The following is a 19,188-nucleotide window of genomic DNA, read 5'->3' on the forward strand; positions in this document are numbered from 1 at the left end:
CTGTATGATTATGATTGACTCAATATTTACCCTTATTTAATCAGAAGGCGATGGCGCCGGCTATCATTAGTCTGACGAATAGCCCTATGGGTCGAGCCGGAACTGCCCCACCAGGCCCTGAAGTTTCTCAGCCTGACCCCGCAATGCACTACTCTCCTCTGCAAGCAAAGATGCGGCCTGGGTATTCTGTTCAGAGCTGTCGCTGATTTGGACAATATGCGAGTTAATTTCCCTGGTGACACTGGACTGCTCTTCCGTCGCCGTCGCCACCTGAATATTGAGTTCAGAGATCTGTCGTATATCAACCTGAATCGCTTCCAGTGCCTGGCAGGCCTGCTCAGCAGCCTCGACACTCTGTCGGGTATATCGCCCGGACTGCTCAACTTTATCTACAGCACTTTTAGCTTCATGTTGCAGCTCATCAATCATAATCTGGATTTCATCTGTCGAGTCACTGGTTCGCTGAGCTAAGTTACGTACCTCGTCAGCAACAACCGCAAAACCCCGGCCCTGCTCACCTGCCCGAGCAGCTTCAATGGCAGCATTCAGAGCCAGAAGGTTTGTCTGCTCTGAAATACCCCGTATCACTTCCAGGACAGAACCAATGCTGTCACTCTTTTCTGCCAAGCGGGCAATAACCTGGGCCACACCTTCCATCTCCCCTTCCATAGAAGAGCTTTGTTGCTGAGCCTGGCTAACAACATGGCGCGCAAGATCCGTATGCTCCACCACCTTCTCAGTTGCACCTGCTGCTGCCGCAGCATTCTGAGCAATTTCGGCCGTGGCAGCACCCATTTCATGAATCGCCGAAGCAACCCAAGTGGTCTTATCCTGCTGGGATTGGCTGGAGTTTCGGGTCTGCTCAGAGTTGGCGGAAACGTCCACTGAGGTCTGTTTCACGCCCTGAGCCGTAACGGAGACCTCACTCAAAACGTTATGAATATTGCCAATGAAGGCATTAAAACCTCTGCCCACACGGGAGATTTCTGAATCACCTTTATCATCTAACCTCTGACAAAGATCACCGCCGCTATCACCCATCTTCTGAAAAAGTGCAGCCAGATCATTCAGTGGCCGAGAAAGAGAGCGGGCCAACCAGATACCAATAACACCAAAAATCACGACGATAATCAGGATCGTCGCCATCGCCTTATATTCAGCGCGGTCAAGCTGAGCATAAAGCTCCGACTCAGGCACCTGTGCAATGACGTACCATTTCAGGCTGGGGATATAACTTGCTGCAACCAGATAGTCACCAGAGCGGATAAAAGCAAAGTCCTGCTGCTGCAGCAATGACTGGACATTGGCCTGAGGATACATTTGCGCAAGCCGGCGCGAGTTATTGTATGACGCATCAAAATGGATCTGTACAACACCATCCCCATCCGCCAGATAAACAAAGCCGCTATTCTCTAACCGGAACTCCTTTAAATAGGCCGCCAACTCATCAAAAGAACGTGACGCTCCGGAGGAGCCGCGCCCATTCACCTGTTGATAGTTAACAAAAACATCTATATTGCCTTCCGGATAGGTATAAGTGCTGGCAGACTCTGCCTGGCCACTGTCTCTGAAACGAAAAAACCAGCCATCGAGCTGCCCCTCTTGCAAGACCCGCAAAAAGCCATCCTGATTCCAGTAACGGGCTGTGTCCCGGTCAACAAAAGAGGCATTGCTGAGGTTATTCTGTTCAGCCACATTCCTCAGATACTGAATCAGCTCCTGCTCTCCCTCCGCATCAGCTCCTTTCTCAAGCCAGCTAAGCACAAAGCTGTTTTCTGCAATACTGCGAGTCAGTACCTGCATGCTGGTAATTTCTTTATCGATCGCATTACGGATTCGCTTTACCACATTAGGCAGTTCAGAGGACTCAAGGCGATCCACCAGCACTTTTCGCGCCTCGGTATGCCCAATCCAGCCGGTGATACAGGCTGAGGCCAGAACAGCAATGATCAGAGTCATCAACAGACGATTCTGGATTGACAATTGACGGAAGGTCTTCATGGTCGCAGCATCTCAAAGTTAAACTAAAGGTTAATAGATAAATTATTCTAGACCTTTTACTCAAATTACCAAAGAAAAAACTCAGTGAGTTACACACTAAAAGAACAGTTATCTTTCTTTACAAAAATATTTAAGTTTATTAAAAACAAGCCGATATCAGGTCTGCTACAGCTCAGTACGAATGGAACTCGAACTTTCTACTTTACGGATTAATTTCTTCTCAAGGATGTCGACATGGCCCTGTTTGTAAACACTAACATCGCCGCTTTAAGTGGCCAGAAGCATCTGTCTAACGTTGTTTCGCGCATAAACAGCTCTTATGAAAAGTTATCTTCCGGCAGCCGTATCAATAGCGCCAAAGATGACGCTGCAGGTCTACAGATATCCAATCGTCTGGAAACCCAAATTACAGGTCTGAATCAGGCAACCCGGAATGCCAATGATGCGATCTCCATTGCGCAGATTGCAGAAGGTGCCATGGGAGAGATTACCAATAATTTTCAAAGGGTCCGTCAGCTGGCTGTCCAGGGGGGTAACCGTACGCTCTCTTCGGATGATCGTATTTCCCTCGGCCAGGAATTTGGAGAACTACTCACCACGAATGACGAGATCGCTGAGCGTACGTCCTTTGGTAAGATTAAGCTGCTGAATAGTGAATCCCCTACTTCAGGTTTTCAGATTCAGACAGGGGCAAATGCAGGCGAGCAGAGTGAAATTACTACAGGTAACGCAACCCTTTCTGCACTTTTCGGAAAAATCCTTGAAAATGAGGGTGTTGGTGATCAGGTTTTTTCTGCCATGTCCAATACTAACCTTGATGACTACGGAACCTTAGGCAAAGTGGTTGCCGCCTATATCGGCACAGGTAACGCCTCAACGGTGGATAACGCAGTGCTGGAGCTTTTCGGAGCTAATGCTGGTATTAGTGCCGTTAAAAACCTGGGTGAGAAGGCCGTAGGGACGGTTCAGTTCAATGTTGAAAATTTCACAAAAATTTTAACGACCGAGTTACCGGACAACTCTGTCGGGGCCGCCATTCTGGATAATGCAGATCTGGATTGGGCAACGCTACTTCCGTCAGGCACACTGAACGAGGCCAGCATTGTTGCACGGGGCTTTACCGGCGATGAGATCAAGAGTCTTCACGGGTTTGCCACCGATACCCTTCTCGATTCCATGTCAGGTATGATCACACAGATTGGCCGCCAGCGCTCTAAATTAGGTGCAGAACAGAATGGCATCACCTCTCTGATCCGCAGTAACAATACGATGGCCATGAATGTCGCAGCATCCAGATCCCAGATAACAGACACTGATTTTGCTTACGAGACGGCGGAACTCACCCGTAACCAGATTATTCAGCAAGCATCATCGACTATTCTCTCCCAGACAAACCAGTTACCGCAGATTGCACTGTCGCTTCTGCGTTAACAAACCTCAGATACCGTAGCGCCTACACGGGTCGATACGGTATCTGTATTTCTGTCAGATACTCCTCCTGACGATCTGTTTCGTGAATATCCAACCTGTAAATCTCTATCGCCGGGCCTGACGCGATCAGCTGCTTTTCATCCATATACGCCTGCAGCCGCCGATACTCCTGCGTAATAGTTTCCGGACTTTCCCCCCGATAATAAAGGCAAAGATAATCACCTGCAGGCAAACACTCCTCCCCTTGCTCATCAAAAATAAAAACCTGTTTGTATGTTTGGTAATCTCCTTGCTCAAAAGCATCCTGCCCCAAAAAAACGCCCGCTTTACCCCAGGCAAAATAGGTAATTTTCTGATCAGCCATCTGACTCTCCAGCTCTTTGTGGATTCTGTCCACCTCCCAAAAGCTACTGGTTTCAGCCGATGAAATCCGCACCCGGCGTTCAGGTATCACCTGGTGACGAATCCCGCCACTAACATCAATCCTCCGAGTCTGCTGCAGGTAAGCACGACGCCTAGTAAGCTCGTCTTCAAGCAGCTCCAACTCACGTTTTTTCTCCGTGATCGTAGCTAATTGCAAATCCAATAAATCTGCACTGCTGTCCAGTGTACGATCCTGTATAAAGCGAGCGATATCGCTTAAGCCTATATCCAACTTACGCAGGGTTCTGATCAGATTCAGCCGCCAGATCTGGCGGCTGTCATAGTAACGGTAGCCACTATCCGTTACTTTGGATGGCAGCAGCAGCCCCTGTTTTTCATAGTGCCTCAGGGTTTCTACACTTATACCGTAAAGTTTGCTGACCTGACCGATGCGATACAGCTTCATCTTTGCCCCCTGTAAATCATTTTCTGAGTCTCTGCCTTATTTCTCTTACCTGCCACCGCATGCTCAACCCGATATGCACCAAGGGCATTGACTCTGTAATAGCTTGAGACTTTAAACTGTTAATACGACCCAAAACAAGAGTAAACATTGTGTTAACAGCGGAAACAACATCTGCCGATCAAGTGGGAAAAACCCTGCTTCGGTTCGCCCTACCCTCCATTGCATCCGTCTGGGTATTTAGTCTGTACGGCATTATTGATGGCATTTTTGTCGGCCAGGGTGTCGGTGCAGAGGCTTTGGCAGCCGTTAATTTAAGCCTGCCCTTTGTGGGAATTCTATTTGCTGTCTCTATTGTTATCAGCATCGGAGCTGCCACTGCAGCGGGAGTCCAGCGCGGGGCCGGTCGGCTCGGAGCCGCAAACCGTATTTTTTCATGTGCTGTTTACAGCCTACTGGCCTTCGGCCTTCTTGCCTGCTCTCTCAGCTTTATCTTTTTGGATCAGATCGCCTGGTTGCTGGGTGCCCGGGGCGAAATGGTTGATCGTGTCAGCGAATACCTGTCGGTACTCCTGTTTTTTAACACAGCCTACCTAGTCTCCTATGCCCTGGAAGTATTCTGCAAGGTAGACGGCTTTCCCGGCCGTGAACTGTTTGCCATCTGCCTTGCTGCATTAACCAACATCCTGCTGGATTACCTGTTTATTATTGAGCTGGAGATGGGGCTAACCGGGGCGGCACTGGCAACCGGCATCGCTCAGTCAACAAGCCTGCTTGTCTTGCTGCTGCATTTTATGGGCCTGCTAGGTAACCGCGGCAGCCTAAAATTGGTTGCAATGACTCCCCGCTGGTCACAACTGATCCGATTTATTCGCACAGGGCTGCCGGACGGCATTACCGAAATGTCGATGGGACTGATCTTATTGGCCTTTAACAATGCCATTGCACTTTATTTAGGAATCCCCGCACTGGCTGCTTTTAGCGTTATCGGCTATATCAGTATTATGATGCTGCAAACCTTTTTAGGCTTAACTCAGGGTATGCAGCCCTTAGTCAGTTTTTTAAATGGCCAGGGCGAAACTCAGCTATTGCGCCGGGTACTGCATTTAACCTTAGGCGCAGCGCTCATTTTAGGAATAAGCGCCTACAGCCTGATCTACTGTTTTGGTAACTCAGTGGCAGGTTTTTTTCTGGATGATACAGATCTCATCCACCTGTCACATCAGCTCATGATGCTCTTTTGCCTTGGCTTTATTGTCATGGGGCTCAATGTTGTCAGCGCGGGCTACTTCACCGCACTGGAAAAACCTCTGCTGGCAGGCAGTATCTCTCTGTCCCGTGGTGGAGTCCTGGTAGCCATTCTGCTGCTTATTATTCCACTGATCTGGAGTGTGGACAGTATCTGGTTGATTCCGCTGATCAGCGAAACGATAGTATTGATGCTAAGTATTGCACTGCTGAAGTACTACCAGCCTACAGGTGTCTAAAAAACACCTAAAAAGCACTCTCTTTTAGTCTTTTTTTTCAAAAAAGCGACCTGATTTAGCAATTTTTGTTTATATGACGCCCCTATAAATTGATATTGCCTAGACCAAGGATAATATACTCCTCCACCTTAAAATAATGCGGACTAATTCCGATAACAATAACGATTGAGGGTAACGCGTATGTCGAATGACGCCTTAGCAGCGGACGCGACGAAGAGAAAAAGCAGCATCTGGAAATTTATTATCCCATCTCTGCTCGGTCTGCTGCTCTTTATGACACCGGTAGCCTACGATGGTAGTGTTACAATCCCGGTGGCCGTATTGGCCGGCATGTTCAAGAGCTTGCTCGGTGATCAGGCCCCGTTAGTCGTCACGGGACTGATCTGTATTGCTGCAATCCTGTCTGTCGTAACGACATTTTTCAAACCTTTGCATAATCATAAACTGATAAAAACTTTATTCCTGACCAGTTATCCCTGGCTGGTAATGCGTGTACTCGGTGCTGTTTTTGCAATTATGACCATCAACGAGCTAGGTCCCGGTATGATCTGGCATGAGTACACAGGTGCTCTGGTTCTGAAAGAACTGATGCCAACCCTACTGGCTGTATTTCTCTTTGCAGGATTGTTGCTGCCGCTACTGCTGGATTTTGGTCTGCTTGAACTAACCGGAAGCCTGATGAGTAAGATAATGCGTCCGTTATTTAACCTACCCGGCCGCTCTGCAATTGACTGTACAACCTCATGGTTAGGCGATGGCACTGTAGGCGTCATGCTGACCAGTCAGCAATATGAGCAAAAAATGTACACCAAACGGGAAGCTGCAGTTATTGCCACGACCTTCTCAGCAGTATCCATCAGTTTCGCGCTGGTCGTTATTGCACAGGTAAAGCTGGAACACCTGTTTATTCCATTTTATCTGGCCGTTTCTCTGGCCGGTTTTGTTGCTGCATTAATTATCCCAAGACTCCCACCGCTACGCTGGAAGTCAAACCAATACGATGATGGCACAGAAGCAGAAAACTGCGAGCTTGCAAAGAAACCCATCTCTGAACTCTTTACCCTCGGCATAAGACAAGCCATTGCACGGGCAGAAAAAAGTAAAGGCTTTAAGGCTGTTCTGGCGGATGGTAGTAAAAATGCAGCGGAGATGGTGTTCTGTGTACTGCCAGTCGTTATGGCGGTAGGTACGATTGCACTGGTAATTGCCGAGAATACATCTTTCTTCAGTATTCTGGGCACCCCTTATGTCCCTTTACTGGAGCTACTGCATATCCCTGAAGCGACAAAAGCATCGGAAACCCTGGTCGTAGGTTTTGCGGATATGTTCATCCCTTCAATCATGGCCACGTCCATTGAAAGCGAGATGACCCGGTTTGTGATTGCGGCGGTGTCCATCACCCAGTTAATCTACCTGTCAGAGGTCGGAGCCTTAATTCTGGGCAGCAAAATTCCGGTTAATATTTTTGAGCTATTTATCATCTTTATTTTGCGCACCCTTATCACGTTACCTGTGATTGCCGGCGTTGCGCATCTGGTATTCTGACCAGATAACCTCGCCCCTTAACTGCGGCGACTTTGTATCGCTGGGGTTAAAGGGGCTTTTCAGAAGTGGTGCTTGATAAGCTCACACTCAACAAGTTCGGCTTTACCCGAAAAAAGCTGCTGAGTCATTGCTGCGCAGGGCGCTCCCTGTGTCAGGCAAACACGACAGGGTATTTCTCCGCCCGCATCCTGCATCTGCTTTTTATTACGGCAAACAACCTCCGCTTTAGCCGCAGGCTTTTTCTGCTTCATCATGGCCGCTCTCAAATAAGCCAAGACTACAATGTTGAAACCGGCCTCACCAGCAATGAAATGGAACAATTTCTGACATGATGAAAGACAACAGGAAAAAAATTTAAAACCGTTTAATTATCTCACCCTGAATGCAGTACCAGGACACACCTCATTTCATTCACTTACATTTATCAGGGAAAAGCCTACAGAACAGATCCATATCCGCCTCTAGAATGCCCATAATTTTTTGACGGATATACCGCTCAAACATCATGGACTAAAAAGAGATCACACCATGCCCCACAGCACCACGAGCAAACGCCTGCAGAAAACATCTCTTCTTTGTGATGAACTTGCACTGACGATGGCTGAAATTCAGTCTCGCCTTGAAAACCGTCGTAGCAGGATGAGAGACAACATGGAGCGCATGGCAAAAGGTCTAAAAATCCAGGGGCGCTTTTAGCCCGCCAGACCTCTGCATGGCGCCGACCAACACATCAGAGTCTGCCTTTCTTTACAACTCAATACTCCGCAAGATCTGCAACACCATTCGCCCCCTCCTGAGAGAAAAACCAGAGCCTTCCTCAAAAGTATAAGGCTCTGCTCCTCCGAACAGAGCCACAATCCTGGAAAAAGCCCCCGAAAGCAAGCTATGGGAAAGTGCTGCTTGAGGCAGCACTCAGTCTCTCGCTTACCTTTAAAAAACAGGCAAAACATAAAGCGATACACTTTGATGTTTTGCATTTTAAAAAACGTGTCATATAATAAAGCATCTGAGATAAGAATTGGGTAATGCAGCTTTACTGCTTTGCCTATTATTCAAACTGGCACGCATCCTGTCGTATAGAAGGGGTGCGTTCTGATTTGCTGCAACCTGCCTGCACCAAAGACATGACTTGTTGAAACTTTAAGTTGATACATAAATCGTCTACCACTGAGTCAAATCAGTTACATGGCTTGGCAGATAATAAAAAGATCGGAGAGCATAGATATGACGCCCGAAGAACAAAATTTCATGCGTAAGATCGAAGCAGAAGAAAAGATCGAGCCAAAAGACTGGATGCCTGCGCAATACCGGAAAAACCTGATTCGTCAGATTTCGCAGCACGCACACTCTGAGGTGATCGGCATGCAGCCGGAAGGTAATTACATTACCCGCGCACCATCACTGCGTCGCAAGGCCGTACTGATCTCTAAAGTACAGGATGAAGCGGGTCATGGCCTGTACCTGTACAGTGCGGCAGAAACACTGGGCATATCACGCTCAGAGATGATCGAGCAGCTGCAAAGTGGTAAAGCCAAATACTCCTCCATCTTCAACTACCCGGTACTGACCTGGGCTGATGTTGCGGCGATTGGTTGGCTGGTTGATGGCGCCGCTATTGTCAATCAGGTATCCCTGCAGCGTACCTCCTATGGCCCTTATTCCCGGGGCATGATCCGTATCTGTAAAGAAGAGTCTTTCCACCAGCGTCAGGGTTATAAAGCGATGCTTTCCCTGGCCAAAGGCTCTCCTGAGCAAAAAGCGATGGCTCAGGATGCACTGAACCGTTTCTACTGGCCTGCACTGATGATGTTTGGCCCCCATGACTCTGACTCTGCACATTCCCAAAAATCGATGGAGTGGAAGATCAAGCGTGAAACCAACGACGACCTGCGTCAGAAGTTTGTAGACCAGACGGTTAAGCAGATCGAAGTACTGGGCCTTGAGCACCCGGATCAGGCGATCAAATGGAACGAAGAGCGTGGTCACTACGATAGCTCTGACCTCAACTGGGATGAGTTCTGGAGCGTTATCAACGGTAACGGTCACTGTAACCGTCAGCGCGTTGAACACCACATTGCTGCTCACGACGAAGGTGAGTGGGTACGTGATGCCATCACTGCATACAACGAAAAGAAAAGAGCTAAGAAAGCTCAGCACGCAGCGTAAAGGGGATATCAACCATGTCTGTTATTACTGAAAAACTTGAGTTATTCGAAGTATTCATCCGCTCCAAACGTGGCCTCGACCACAAGCATGTTGGTAGCCTGCACGCTGAAGATCAGGAACAGGCTCTGGAATACGCACGAGACTGTTACACCCGTCGCAGTGAAGGTGTCAGCATCTGGGTTGTTAAGTCTTCTGATATCTGTGCCTCCCAGGAAGACGATGCGGATAGCTTCTACGACCCTAACGATGACAAGCCATACCGTCATGCCACTTATTACGTTCTGCCTGACCCTGTGAACAATATGTAATCACGTCTACGTACCAGTACGTGAACATAACCGGGTAAAAGGTGAGGAGAAAAAAATAATGAGTGAAGCAATAAAAGCGGCAACGCTTGAATACACCACCCGCCTGGGTGACGACTCAGTGGTACTGGGTCACCGCATTTCAGAGTGGATCAGCTATGGTCCTTTCCTGGAAGAAGATATCGCCTACGGCAACGTATCCCTCGACTACATCGGTCGTGCGCGCATGTTCTACACCTATGCGGCAGAGCTGGCTAACGATGGCCGTGACGAAGACGATTTCGCTTACATGCGTAATGATCGTGAATACCGCAACCTGCTGCTGATGGAGATGCCGAAAGGTGACTTCGCCTATTCACAGGTTCGTCAGCTGTTCGCCGATGTCTACTACACCTATCTGCTGCCTGAGCTGCTGAAATCCAAAGACGAAACCCTGTCTGCGATTGCAGCTAAAGCGATCAAGGAAACCAAATATCACCTGCGCCGCAGCCGTGATTGGGTTCTGCGTCTGGGTGACGGCACTGAAGAGAGCCACAAGCGCACTCAGAAAGCGGTTGATGCTCTGTGGGGCTACACCCATGAGCTGTTCGATATGGACGAAACTGAACAGCTGCTGGCTGACGCAGGTATCGGCGTTGACGTATCTAGGTTGCGTGATGCGTGGCTGGCAAAAGTAACCGAAATCCTGACGGAAGCAACCCTGACGTTACCAACTGAAGAGTGGGCCGTCCGTGGGGGACGTATCGGTTATCACACTGAGAACCTGGGCCATATGCTGACCGAAATGCAGATCGTGCATCGTTCCTTCCCAGGCTGCAAGTGGTAACAACGGCTGCACCTGTTCGTGGATAAATTGCCACGAAACTGTGACAACTGAGTCTCTGATGCCTGCCTGAAGGCAGCGCATCAGCCCATTTGAGGTACTCGTGCCATGACAGAAATCCCATTAATGCCGGTTGAGCAGTACGAGCGACTACAGCTGCGCAGCGATGAAGCGGTTAAGGATCTCTGGGATCTGCTGGATGCAGTGAAAGACCCGGAAGTTCCGGCACTCAGTCTCTGGGATCTGGGCGTGCTGCGTGATATCAAGCGTAACGGTAAACAGATTGTCGTGACCATCACGCCAACCTACTCCGGCTGCCCTGCCATGAACGCGATGGCAGAAGATATCACTCAGGCACTGAATGATGCCGGTTTTTCGGATGTCGAGATCAAAACCAGTCTGGCCCCAGCCTGGAGTTCAGAATGGATGACTCAGGAAGGCCGTCGTAAGCTCAGAAATTATGGTATAGCGCCTCCGGAAGATGCTGAGCTGGACGAAGATGGCTTAACACCGGATGCCCATGCCCTGTGCCCGCATTGCAGTTCACGAAATACCCGCCGGATCAGTGAGTTTGGCTCTACCGCCTGTAAAGCCCTGTTCCAGTGCAACGACTGCAATGAGCCTTTTGACTACTTTAAGAAGATCTGAAACAAGAACCCTGAGACAAAACACGCTGATTCAGGATGATCTGGCCGGTCAAAAACAGCACAGAGTGTGGAACTACAAAAATAATCAGAGAACCCGCACCGGATATCTCATTTCCAGTGCCGGTTCCGGCGAGGCTCCCACTGAGTCAGCCAACAGGATATAGGTGACATCATGTCTGACACCCAGTTTTACACACTAAAAATCGCGGATGTACAGCCGGAAACGGACACCGCGATCTGTGTAACCTTCGATGTTCCTGCGGAACTGAAAGAGAAATTTAATTTCATTCAGGGTCAGTTCCTGACTCTGCGCGCCATGATCAATGGTGAAGACGTTCGTCGTTCTTACTCCATCTGCTCCGGCGTAACGGATGGTCACATGCGTGTGGGCATCAAGCGTGTTGATGGCGGTCGTTTCTCTAACTACGCCAACGACGCGTTCAAGCCGGGTATGGATATTGAAGTGATGCCACCTCAGGGTAGCTTCTACTCCGAGCTGAAGGCAGATAACGCCAAAAATTATATGTGCATCGCGGCAGGTTCCGGTATCACGCCGATGATCTCCATCATGAAGTCCGTACTGGATATCGAGCCAAACAGTAAAGTTACCCTGATCTATGGTAACCAGCGCAGTAACACTGTGATGTTTAAAGATGAGCTGAACTTCATCAAAAACCGTTACATGAGCCGCTTCCAGTGGATTAACGTCATGGATTATGAAGATCAGGGTGCCGACCTACTGAACGGTCGAATCGACAACAAGAAAGGCTATGCCCTGCAGAAAGCCGGCCTGATCGATATTAAGAGCACCGACGAAGCCTTCATCTGTGGCCCTGAAGCCATGATGACTGAAGTTTCCCGCGGCTTCCGGATGGAAGGTCTGAGTGATGATCAGATCCACTATGAACTGTTCGCCAGCTCCTCTGCCGATGCAGAAGCAACCCTGGCTAAAGCACACGCCCGTGTTGAACAGTATGGCGAAAACAAAACCTCTAAAGTAACCGTTATCGCCGATGGGCGTTCAGTGATGTTTGACCTGGCAACTGTGGGTCAGAATATTCTGGATGCCGGAATGGAGGTGGGCATGGATCTGCCATATTCATGTAAAGGCGGCGTTTGCTCCACCTGCAAATGTAAGCTGACAAAAGGTGAAGTGGAGATGGATATCTCCCACGGCCTGGAACAACACGAGATAGATGCCGGTTATGTTCTGAGCTGTCAGGCGCACCCGATCTCTGACGAAGTGGTACTGGATTTCGATCAACGTTAACCTCGTACCGGGTTCGTTCACTAAAAAGCCCTGATTTTATCAGGGCTTTTTAGTATTTGAGATCTGAGATAATCGCGTCAGCATATTCTGCCGATCACTCAATACTCAGCATTGTGGTAAACATTCTGTACATCATCCAGGAAGTTCAGCATATCCAGGAATTTGTCCATGGTTTCCACATCGTCACCGGAGATAGCGGTCATGTTGTGCGGTACAAACTGGATCTCATCCACTTCCAGCTCAACATCTTCACCAACCAGAGCGGTTATAGCCGTCTTAGCTTTAGCATAGTCCGTGTGTGGAGCAAATACCGTCAGCTTACCATCCTCATTCTCGATATCGGTCACATCAACATCGGCTTCCATAAGGGCTTCCAGCACCGCTTCTTCGTCTTCATAAGCGAAAACAAAGATCGCGCTGTGGTCGAACATATGACTGACACTGCCCTGACCACCAATTTTGCATTTGGCTTTGTTAAAGCATGTGCGCACATCACCAAAGGTACGGTTTGGGTTATCGGTCAGACAATCGACAATCACCATAGTGCCGCCCGGACCAAAGCCTTCGTAGCGTGCCGTTGAAAAATCTTCTCCGCCGCCGCCTTTTGCTTTATCCAGAGCTTTATCGATAACGTGTCCGGGTACCTGATCTTTCTTTGCCCGATCAATCAGGCTCCGCAGAGACAAGTTACCATCAGGCTCAACGCCACCAGCTTTGGCACAGACATAGATCTCACGGCCATATTTACTGTACAGCTTAGCTTTGGCGTCCGACGTTTTAGCCATGGACTCTTTTCGGTTTTGAAAGGCTCTGCCCATACCATTATCCCGTTTTATTGGTTTAAAACACGGATTTTACCCCTAAGCGCGAAGCGTTAAAACTATCGGCTGAGATTCCTGCCCAAGATAAGGGCTCAACCTGCAATGTTTCTGTGAACAGCAACACCTTAACCAGCGATAAGCCAGATAGAAAAATTAAGTATAGCGACTCCACTAAAGCACACCTCAATGTAAAACTCTGCAATATCCTGTAACATTAGCGTTACCAATAAAAAAAATAGATCTTATTACTCCCCTATTCAATGTAAGGGTACAGATATGTGGTTTAACAACGGACTGAAAACAGAAAATGAGGCTCTGAAACAGGAGCTTATGCAGCTTAAACAGCAGTACAAAAGCGAAGTACAACAGCTGCAGGAAGTCATTGAAGAGAAAGAGAGTCATATCCGCTATATTCAACAGGCATCAGAAGATTTTTCCAACATTATGCCCTGTGTTCTTCAGGGCGGAGATATGCTGGATACCATACGGGATGGACTGGCTTCCAGCGCTGAAGCGCTTATTGAAGAACGTAAAGCCCAGAAGCAGATGAACGATGTTTTTGCTGAAACCCGGGATGCCTTAGCTCGCCTTGAAAGTCGGGCTCACTTTATCAGTGAACATGCCGGTAAAAGTATGACTGCGGTTTCCGTGCTGGATAAAACCGCTGTAGGAATCAGTAAACTGGTTTCAGCTATTCAGGAGATCTCAGATCAGACTAATTTATTAGCCCTGAATGCAGCAATTGAAGCCGCCAGAGCCGGTGAGGCAGGTCGTGGCTTTGCAGTAGTCGCCGATGAGGTGCGCCAGTTAGCAGCCAAGGCCCATGAGGCCAGCAGTCAGATTGAATCTCTGATCAGCCAGGTTATCTCTCAGACCAATAGTATTAAGATCATGGTAAGTGAGAACCAGCAAAGCACTGAAGAGATCTCAGCATCGTCATCTCAAATTGATCATGTGGTTGAGCACGTTCTGGAGCGCTCCACACATATGCAAACCGTGATCAGCCAGTCCACAACGTCAGCGTTCCTGAACACAGTGAAACTGGATCATGCAGTCTGGAAGAATCATGTCTATCGACTGATCGACAAGCAACAGTTCAGCAGCAGCGTAAACGCCCATACAGAATGCCGTTTAGGTAACTGGTATTTTAACGGCTATGGGGCAAAACATTACAGCCATCTGCAAAGTTTTAAAGACCTGGATCGTCCACATAAGCAGGTACATGACTGTGGCAGATCCGCTTTAAAAGCCGGGGCCGATGGTGATACCCATGCAATGCTGAAGCACCTTCAGTGTATGGAGGATGCCAGTCTTGAAGTAACTCAATGCCTTGACCGGCTGATGCAGGACGCCAATAAGCTTTAACTGATGATCATCCCCACCTGAAAAAATACCGTTGGAGCTTATCTCTGCAACGGTATTTTTATCCCAACACCAGATATCATTCAGCTCAGATAACGACTATGGAACCTGAGATGCTCTTCAATAAAGCTAGCGATAAAGTAATAGCTATGGTCATAGCCTTCCTGCATACGTAACTGCAGTGGATAACCTGACGCTTTCGCCGCCGCGACAAGATTCTCTGGCTTTAACTGACTCTGTAGAAAATCATCCCCATCACCCTGATCAACTAAGATAGGCAGATGCTCCTTCGCCTGTCGGATTAGCTCACAGCTATCATAAGCTTTCCAGGCCTCTCGATTATCCCCTAAATATGCGGTAAAGGCTTTCTCACCCCACGGCACATTGACAGGATTAACGATAGGGCTGAACGCTGAAACCGAGCAAAAATGCCCTGTGTTTTTCAGTGCCAGTGTTAGAGCACCATGTCCGCCCATCGAATGCCCGGAAATAGCACGTTTGTTCGTCACAGGAAAAACCGACTCAATCAACTCCGGCAACTCTTTGAGTACGTAGTCTTCCATGCGGTAATGCTGCGCCCAGGGTTCCCGGGTTGCATTCAGATAAAAGCCGGCCCCTTGGCCCAGATCATAGCCATCATCATCGGCAACGCCTTCCCCCCGAGGACTCGTATCCGGTGCCACAATAGCGATGCCCAGTTCTGCCGCCATACGTTGAGCACCGGCTTTTTGCATAAAGTTTTCATCGGTACAGGTCAGACCCGACAACCAATAGAGTACAGGTACGGGCTCTGTTGCTGCCTGGGGTGGTAAATAGATGGCAAAACGCATATCGCAGCCTAAGGCATCAGAACGGTGACGATACTGCTTGTGCCAACCGCCAAAACTGCGGTTACGGCTGATATTTTCCAAAGGTTCCATAAAACTCTCCTACTGAAAGCCGGGCAACCTCCCTTTAAAACAAGGGGCCCGACTTTGTCATAACATCAGCTCAATCGCTTTTGAGATTCCGTTTAGTAGTGAATGACACTACGAATCGATTTGCCTTCGTGCATCAGATCAAAGGCTTCATTAATCTGCTCCAGCGGCAGGGTATGGGTGATAAAGTCATTAAGAGCAAACTTACCCGCCAGATAATCCTCCACAATGCCCGGCAGCTCAGAGCGACCTTTTACACCACCAAAAGCGGAACCACGCCATACACGCCCCGTCACCAGCTGGAACGGACGGGTAGAGATCTCCTGACCCGCACCGGCAACACCGATAATCACGGACTCACCCCAGCCTTTGTGACAGCACTCAAGTGCAGAGCGCATGACATCAACATTACCGATACACTCAAATGAGTAATCCACACCACCATCGGTCAACTCAACAATCACATCCTGAATCGGCTTGTCATAATCTTTTGGATTGATGCAATCGGTTGCCCCCAGTTTCTGCGCCAACTCAAACTTGGACTCATTGATATCAATGCAGATAATGCGACTGGCCTTAGCCATAGTGGCACCAATAATCGCCGACAGACCAATGCCACCCAGACCAAAAATGGCAACGCTTGCCCCTTCTTCGACCTTGGCGGTATTCATCACCGCCCCCATACCTGTCGTCACACCACAACCCAGCAGGCAGATCTCTTCCAGCGGTGCGTCTTTGTTTACTTTTGCCAAAGAGATTTCCGGCAGTACGGTGTATTCCGAGAAGGTAGAACAGCCCATATAGTGATAGATCGGCTGACCATCTTTGTAGAAACGGGTGGTGCCGTCCGGCATCAGGCCTTTACCCTGAGTCTCACGCACCGCCTGACACAGGTTCGTTTTACCTGATTTACAGAACTTACACTCACCACACTCAGCGGTGTACAGAGGAATCACATGGTCGCCGACGGCAACACTGGTGACACCTTCACCCACCGCTTCAACAATACCACCACCTTCATGGCCCAGAATTGCAGGAAAGATCCCTTCAGGGTCATCGCCAGACAGTGTAAACGCATCTGTATGACACACGCCTGTTGCAATAATTTTTACCAGTACCTCACCTTTCTGAGGTGGCATCACATCCACTTCTTCAATAGACAGCGGCTGATTCGGGCCCCAGGCAATCGCGGCACGGGATTTGATCATAGGTTGGGTCATCGTGTTCTCCGATAAAAGTAAAATAAGGCATTGCGTCAAGTTTAGCTGTTACAGAGAAAAGCATAATCACTAAAAATATAAAATCACTCTTACCAGTATGTAATAATCAGATATTCATCTAAGACGGAAAAAAGAAGGGCTGCCGAATGAACTGGGAAGGCGTGAATGAATTTGTTGCCGTTTATGAAACCGGAGGCTTTACCTCCGCAGCCCAACAGTTGAGCTGCTCGACGGCACAGGTCAGCCGACAGATTGGAAAGTTAGAAAATCGTCTGGGCAGTAAGCTTTTCTATCGAACAACCCGCAAGGTTTCCGCCACTGAAGCAGGTCAGATCTACTACCAGCACTGCCGCCAGATTCTGGATGCCCTGGACGATGCGGAACGTGCTCTTACGGATCTGCAGGCCAGCCCCAGAGGCAGGCTGAAAATCACGGCACCTGTAGCCTATGGCGAGAGTCATATCACGCCCTTGCTTAATAATTTTATGCAACACTACCCGGAACTGGAGCTACAGTGCCTGCTGACAAACCAGACGATAGACCTGATTACCGACAGCTACGATCTGGCAATTCGGTTGGGACGATTGAGTGACTCCAGCATGATCGCCCGGCGCCTCTCAAGTCGCAGGCTCTATGTATGTGCATCACCAGACTATATCCATCGACATGGCGAACCCCATACCTTATCTGAACTCAGTCATCACATCTGTTTGCAGGGCACCCTGGATTACTGGCGCTTCCGAACAGATGGTCAGGAGCGCAGTCTGCGTATTCAGGGTCGTATTCGCTGCAACAGTGGCCACGCTTTACTGGATGCCGCGCTGAAAGGACTGGGCATCGTCCAGCTACCAGATTATTACGTTGAACACGCCTTGAAAGAGAAGACCCTGGTTAGCTTACTGGAAAGCTATCAGTGTGAAGATGAAGGTATCTGGGCGCTTTACCCGCAAAACCGACTGCTATCACCAAAGGTTCGACTGTTAGTGGACTACCTGATAGAAAATTTCTGAAGCCCTGCGAACGCCTGTCACCCGGCTGGAACCCAGTATGAACGAGCATCTGGCCGGATAGGTATCAAAAAAATAGAACTTTTAATGTATAGAGTTTCAAATAAACATTTAAAAGTAATATATTTTAGCTACACTGATACTAACTGTTACAGTCATGCCCTAGACAAATAAATACAGCTATATCCGGGATGACAATTACTCAGGCAAAGCCACCTTTACGTATACGATGGGCCTGATTTTTCAGATTTTTGACATCGCCAGGATGCACTTGCATGAAAAAACTCTTTGCCACTCTTCGTACCTCAACGCTGATATCGCGCGTCCTGTCTTCTGTAATTCGCAGACAGGTTTCCCTGGTGCTGGTATGCAGCACACTACTGATCAGCCAGTTTGGACTGGCAGCCACAAAAGATGATGTGGTCAGAAACGGTGATCTCAATTGTGGCGTATTCCCGGATGACCCGGGCCGGAGTGCTATTAATGACAAGGGTCGCTGGGAAGGTTTTTATGTTGACTTCTGCCGGGCAACGGCAGCTGCAGTACTGGGCAACCCAGAGTTTGTAAATTTCATTGAGGTTGGTGCCAAAACCCGCTTCACAACACTAATGAAACGACAAACAGATGTCGTGATGTACAGTTCTACCTGGACCCTGGGACGGGAGAATAAATACCAGATTGAGTTTCCGGCAATTTATCTGCTGGATGGGCAAGGTTTTATGGTACGCAGAAGCTCAGGTATACGCAGGCTTTCTGACCTCCAGGGCAAACGGATCTGCGTCACGGCAAATACCACTACCCACAATAACCTGGTCGATACGTTTAACGCTATGGGCTACGACAGCCATATTATCTTTGCAAATGGTGATAGCTTCTTTCGCGGCAGTTGTGATGCCTACACCGCTGACCGTATGAACCTCGCCACGAATCGTGCTAACCGGGCAGACAACCCTAAAGACTATATCGTATTACCTGAAATGATCTCCCGTGAACCAATCGGCCCAAAGGTCCGTAACGATGACCCCGAGTGGTCCCGAATCATTCGCTCTGTCGTTCATGCGGTTATTCTGGCTGAAGAGAAGGGTATTACCTCCGGGAACATTGACCAGGTACTAAAAACCACCACGGATGTAGAAGTCATGAACCTGCTGGGTAAAACCAGCAACATTGGCACTGAACTCGGCCTGGACCAGCAGTGGGCGTACCGGGTGATTAAAGCTGTTGGCAACTATGGCGAAATTTACAATCGCCACTTTGGCCTGGGAACCCCCATCAATATGGAACGTGGACTAAACCGTCTCTGGAACCAGGGTGGCGCACTGTTTGCACCACCATTTAAATAGTACAGATTCCAGACGTT

General features: G+C 48.7%; 18 protein-coding genes. 12 read left to right on the plus strand and 6 right to left on the minus strand.

Annotated features, from left to right (window positions below):
- Positions 1 to 84 precede the first annotated feature (84 nt).
- The gene (locus tag BTA35_RS04235; protein ID WP_077243143.1) at positions 85 to 2,001 is read right to left on the minus strand and encodes a methyl-accepting chemotaxis protein; all 1,917 of its coding nucleotides are present in this window, start codon (positions 1,999 to 2,001) and stop codon (positions 85 to 87) included.
- A 234-nt stretch (positions 2,002 to 2,235) separates the two neighbouring features.
- Here BTA35_RS04235 and BTA35_RS04240 point away from each other — a divergent pair, with 234 nt between their 5' ends.
- Entirely contained in the window at positions 2,236 to 3,432 is a 1,197-nt protein-coding gene (locus tag BTA35_RS04240) for a flagellin N-terminal helical domain-containing protein (RefSeq protein WP_077243144.1), read from the plus strand.
- Positions 3,433 to 3,454: 22 nt separating this feature from the next.
- Here the strand turns inward: BTA35_RS04240 and BTA35_RS04245 are convergent, their stop codons facing one another.
- On the minus strand, positions 3,455 to 4,261 hold the full coding sequence (locus BTA35_RS04245) for a MerR family transcriptional regulator (RefSeq protein WP_077243145.1): 807 nt from the start codon (positions 4,259 to 4,261) through the stop codon (positions 3,455 to 3,457).
- 149 nt (positions 4,262 to 4,410) lie between these two features.
- On the opposite strand from BTA35_RS04245, the gene BTA35_RS04250 reads away from it, so the two are divergent.
- Together BTA35_RS04250 and BTA35_RS04255 are read left to right on the plus strand one after the other, a co-directional pair.
- Positions 4,411 to 5,745: an MATE family efflux transporter gene (locus BTA35_RS04250; RefSeq protein ID WP_077243146.1), complete on the plus strand. Its 1,335-nt coding sequence runs from the start codon at positions 4,411 to 4,413 to the stop codon at positions 5,743 to 5,745.
- A 180-nt stretch (positions 5,746 to 5,925) separates the two neighbouring features.
- Complete coding sequence (locus BTA35_RS04255) at positions 5,926 to 7,290, plus strand: YjiH family protein (RefSeq protein WP_077243147.1); 1,365 nt, start codon at positions 5,926 to 5,928, stop codon at positions 7,288 to 7,290.
- A gap of 59 nt (positions 7,291 to 7,349) precedes the next feature.
- On the opposite strand, the gene BTA35_RS04260 is transcribed toward BTA35_RS04255, so the two are convergent.
- Positions 7,350 to 7,544: a hypothetical protein gene (locus BTA35_RS04260; protein WP_139363611.1), complete on the minus strand. Its 195-nt coding sequence runs from the start codon at positions 7,542 to 7,544 to the stop codon at positions 7,350 to 7,352.
- 274 nt (positions 7,545 to 7,818) lie between these two features.
- Between BTA35_RS04260 and BTA35_RS17885 the strand changes: the two genes are divergently transcribed.
- The 6 genes from BTA35_RS17885 to paaE all read left to right on the plus strand — a co-directional run bounded on the left by BTA35_RS17885 (position 7,819) and on the right by paaE (position 12,501).
- Positions 7,819 to 7,986, plus strand: a complete 168-nt coding sequence (locus BTA35_RS17885; RefSeq protein ID WP_160055096.1) for a hypothetical protein — start codon at positions 7,819 to 7,821, stop codon at positions 7,984 to 7,986.
- Positions 7,987 to 8,514: 528 nt separating this feature from the next.
- Positions 8,515 to 9,456 carry a 1,2-phenylacetyl-CoA epoxidase subunit PaaA gene (gene paaA, locus BTA35_RS04265; RefSeq protein ID WP_238377477.1) on the plus strand — a complete coding sequence of 314 codons (942 nt, stop codon included), beginning with the start codon at positions 8,515 to 8,517 and terminating at the stop codon, positions 9,454 to 9,456.
- A gap of 14 nt (positions 9,457 to 9,470) precedes the next feature.
- Positions 9,471 to 9,764 carry a 1,2-phenylacetyl-CoA epoxidase subunit PaaB gene (paaB, locus tag BTA35_RS04270; RefSeq protein ID WP_077243150.1) on the plus strand — a complete coding sequence of 98 codons (294 nt, stop codon included), beginning with the start codon at positions 9,471 to 9,473 and terminating at the stop codon, positions 9,762 to 9,764.
- A gap of 55 nt (positions 9,765 to 9,819) precedes the next feature.
- Positions 9,820 to 10,587 carry a 1,2-phenylacetyl-CoA epoxidase subunit PaaC gene (gene paaC / locus BTA35_RS04275; protein ID WP_274378415.1) on the plus strand — a complete coding sequence of 256 codons (768 nt, stop codon included), beginning with the start codon at positions 9,820 to 9,822 and terminating at the stop codon, positions 10,585 to 10,587.
- A gap of 105 nt (positions 10,588 to 10,692) precedes the next feature.
- Entirely contained in the window at positions 10,693 to 11,232 is a 540-nt protein-coding gene (gene paaD, locus BTA35_RS04280; protein ID WP_077243152.1) for a 1,2-phenylacetyl-CoA epoxidase subunit PaaD, read from the plus strand.
- Between the two features lie 171 nt (positions 11,233 to 11,403).
- The gene (paaE, locus tag BTA35_RS04285) at positions 11,404 to 12,501 is read left to right on the plus strand and encodes a 1,2-phenylacetyl-CoA epoxidase subunit PaaE (RefSeq protein WP_077243153.1); all 1,098 of its coding nucleotides are present in this window, start codon (positions 11,404 to 11,406) and stop codon (positions 12,499 to 12,501) included.
- Positions 12,502 to 12,599: 98 nt separating this feature from the next.
- Here paaE and BTA35_RS04290 read toward each other — a convergent pair whose 3' ends face one another.
- Positions 12,600 to 13,319, minus strand: a complete 720-nt coding sequence (locus tag BTA35_RS04290) for a YebC/PmpR family DNA-binding transcriptional regulator (protein WP_077243154.1) — start codon at positions 13,317 to 13,319, stop codon at positions 12,600 to 12,602.
- A gap of 279 nt (positions 13,320 to 13,598) precedes the next feature.
- Between BTA35_RS04290 and BTA35_RS04295 the strand changes: the two genes are divergently transcribed.
- The gene (locus BTA35_RS04295; RefSeq protein WP_077243155.1) at positions 13,599 to 14,687 is read left to right on the plus strand and encodes a methyl-accepting chemotaxis protein; all 1,089 of its coding nucleotides are present in this window, start codon (positions 13,599 to 13,601) and stop codon (positions 14,685 to 14,687) included.
- 80 nt (positions 14,688 to 14,767) lie between these two features.
- On the opposite strand, the gene fghA is transcribed toward BTA35_RS04295, so the two are convergent.
- Positions 14,768 to 15,604 carry an S-formylglutathione hydrolase gene (gene fghA, locus BTA35_RS04300; protein ID WP_077243156.1) on the minus strand — a complete coding sequence of 279 codons (837 nt, stop codon included), beginning with the start codon at positions 15,602 to 15,604 and terminating at the stop codon, positions 14,768 to 14,770.
- A gap of 92 nt (positions 15,605 to 15,696) precedes the next feature.
- The gene (locus BTA35_RS04305; protein ID WP_077243157.1) at positions 15,697 to 16,821 is read right to left on the minus strand and encodes an S-(hydroxymethyl)glutathione dehydrogenase/class III alcohol dehydrogenase; all 1,125 of its coding nucleotides are present in this window, start codon (positions 16,819 to 16,821) and stop codon (positions 15,697 to 15,699) included.
- Between the two features lie 146 nt (positions 16,822 to 16,967).
- Between BTA35_RS04305 and BTA35_RS04310 the strand changes: the two genes are divergently transcribed.
- Complete coding sequence (locus tag BTA35_RS04310) at positions 16,968 to 17,831, plus strand: LysR substrate-binding domain-containing protein (protein WP_077243158.1); 864 nt, start codon at positions 16,968 to 16,970, stop codon at positions 17,829 to 17,831.
- Between the two features lie 272 nt (positions 17,832 to 18,103).
- A complete protein-coding gene (locus BTA35_RS04315; RefSeq protein ID WP_077243159.1) occupies positions 18,104 to 19,171 on the plus strand; it encodes an amino acid ABC transporter substrate-binding protein in 1,068 nt (355 codons plus the stop codon).
- The last annotated feature ends 17 nt before the right edge of the window (positions 19,172 to 19,188 follow it).

It is taken from the genome of Oceanospirillum linum (assembly GCF_001995095.2).
Classification (GTDB): domain Bacteria; phylum Pseudomonadota; class Gammaproteobacteria; order Pseudomonadales; family Halomonadaceae; genus Oceanospirillum; species Oceanospirillum linum.

Bases quoted from the DNA above. Each gene is read 5' to 3' on its own strand.
- paaB (WP_077243150.1), top strand. From the start codon at position 9,471: ATGTCTGTTATTACTGAAAAACTTGAGTTATTCGAAGTATTCATCCGC.
- paaA (WP_238377477.1), top strand. From the start codon at position 8,515: ATGACGCCCGAAGAACAAAATTTCATGCGTAAGATCGAAGCAGAAGAA.
- BTA35_RS04235 (WP_077243143.1), bottom strand. From the start codon at position 2,001: ATGAAGACCTTCCGTCAATTGTCAATCCAGAATCGTCTGTTGATGACT.
- BTA35_RS04255 (WP_077243147.1), top strand. From the start codon at position 5,926: ATGTCGAATGACGCCTTAGCAGCGGACGCGACGAAGAGAAAAAGCAGC.
- BTA35_RS04315 (WP_077243159.1), top strand. From the start codon at position 18,104: ATGAAAAAACTCTTTGCCACTCTTCGTACCTCAACGCTGATATCGCGC.
- BTA35_RS04290 (WP_077243154.1), bottom strand. From the start codon at position 13,319: ATGGGCAGAGCCTTTCAAAACCGAAAAGAGTCCATGGCTAAAACGTCG.
- paaE (WP_077243153.1), top strand. From the start codon at position 11,404: ATGTCTGACACCCAGTTTTACACACTAAAAATCGCGGATGTACAGCCG.
- BTA35_RS04245 (WP_077243145.1), bottom strand. From the start codon at position 4,261: ATGAAGCTGTATCGCATCGGTCAGGTCAGCAAACTTTACGGTATAAGT.
- BTA35_RS04240 (WP_077243144.1), top strand. From the start codon at position 2,236: ATGGCCCTGTTTGTAAACACTAACATCGCCGCTTTAAGTGGCCAGAAG.
- BTA35_RS04295 (WP_077243155.1), top strand. From the start codon at position 13,599: ATGTGGTTTAACAACGGACTGAAAACAGAAAATGAGGCTCTGAAACAG.
- BTA35_RS17885 (WP_160055096.1), top strand. From the start codon at position 7,819: ATGCCCCACAGCACCACGAGCAAACGCCTGCAGAAAACATCTCTTCTT.
- BTA35_RS04310 (WP_077243158.1), top strand. From the start codon at position 16,968: ATGAACTGGGAAGGCGTGAATGAATTTGTTGCCGTTTATGAAACCGGA.
- BTA35_RS04305 (WP_077243157.1), bottom strand. From the start codon at position 16,821: ATGACCCAACCTATGATCAAATCCCGTGCCGCGATTGCCTGGGGCCCG.
- BTA35_RS04260 (WP_139363611.1), bottom strand. From the start codon at position 7,544: ATGATGAAGCAGAAAAAGCCTGCGGCTAAAGCGGAGGTTGTTTGCCGT.
- fghA (WP_077243156.1), bottom strand. From the start codon at position 15,604: ATGGAACCTTTGGAAAATATCAGCCGTAACCGCAGTTTTGGCGGTTGG.
- paaD (WP_077243152.1), top strand. From the start codon at position 10,693: ATGACAGAAATCCCATTAATGCCGGTTGAGCAGTACGAGCGACTACAG.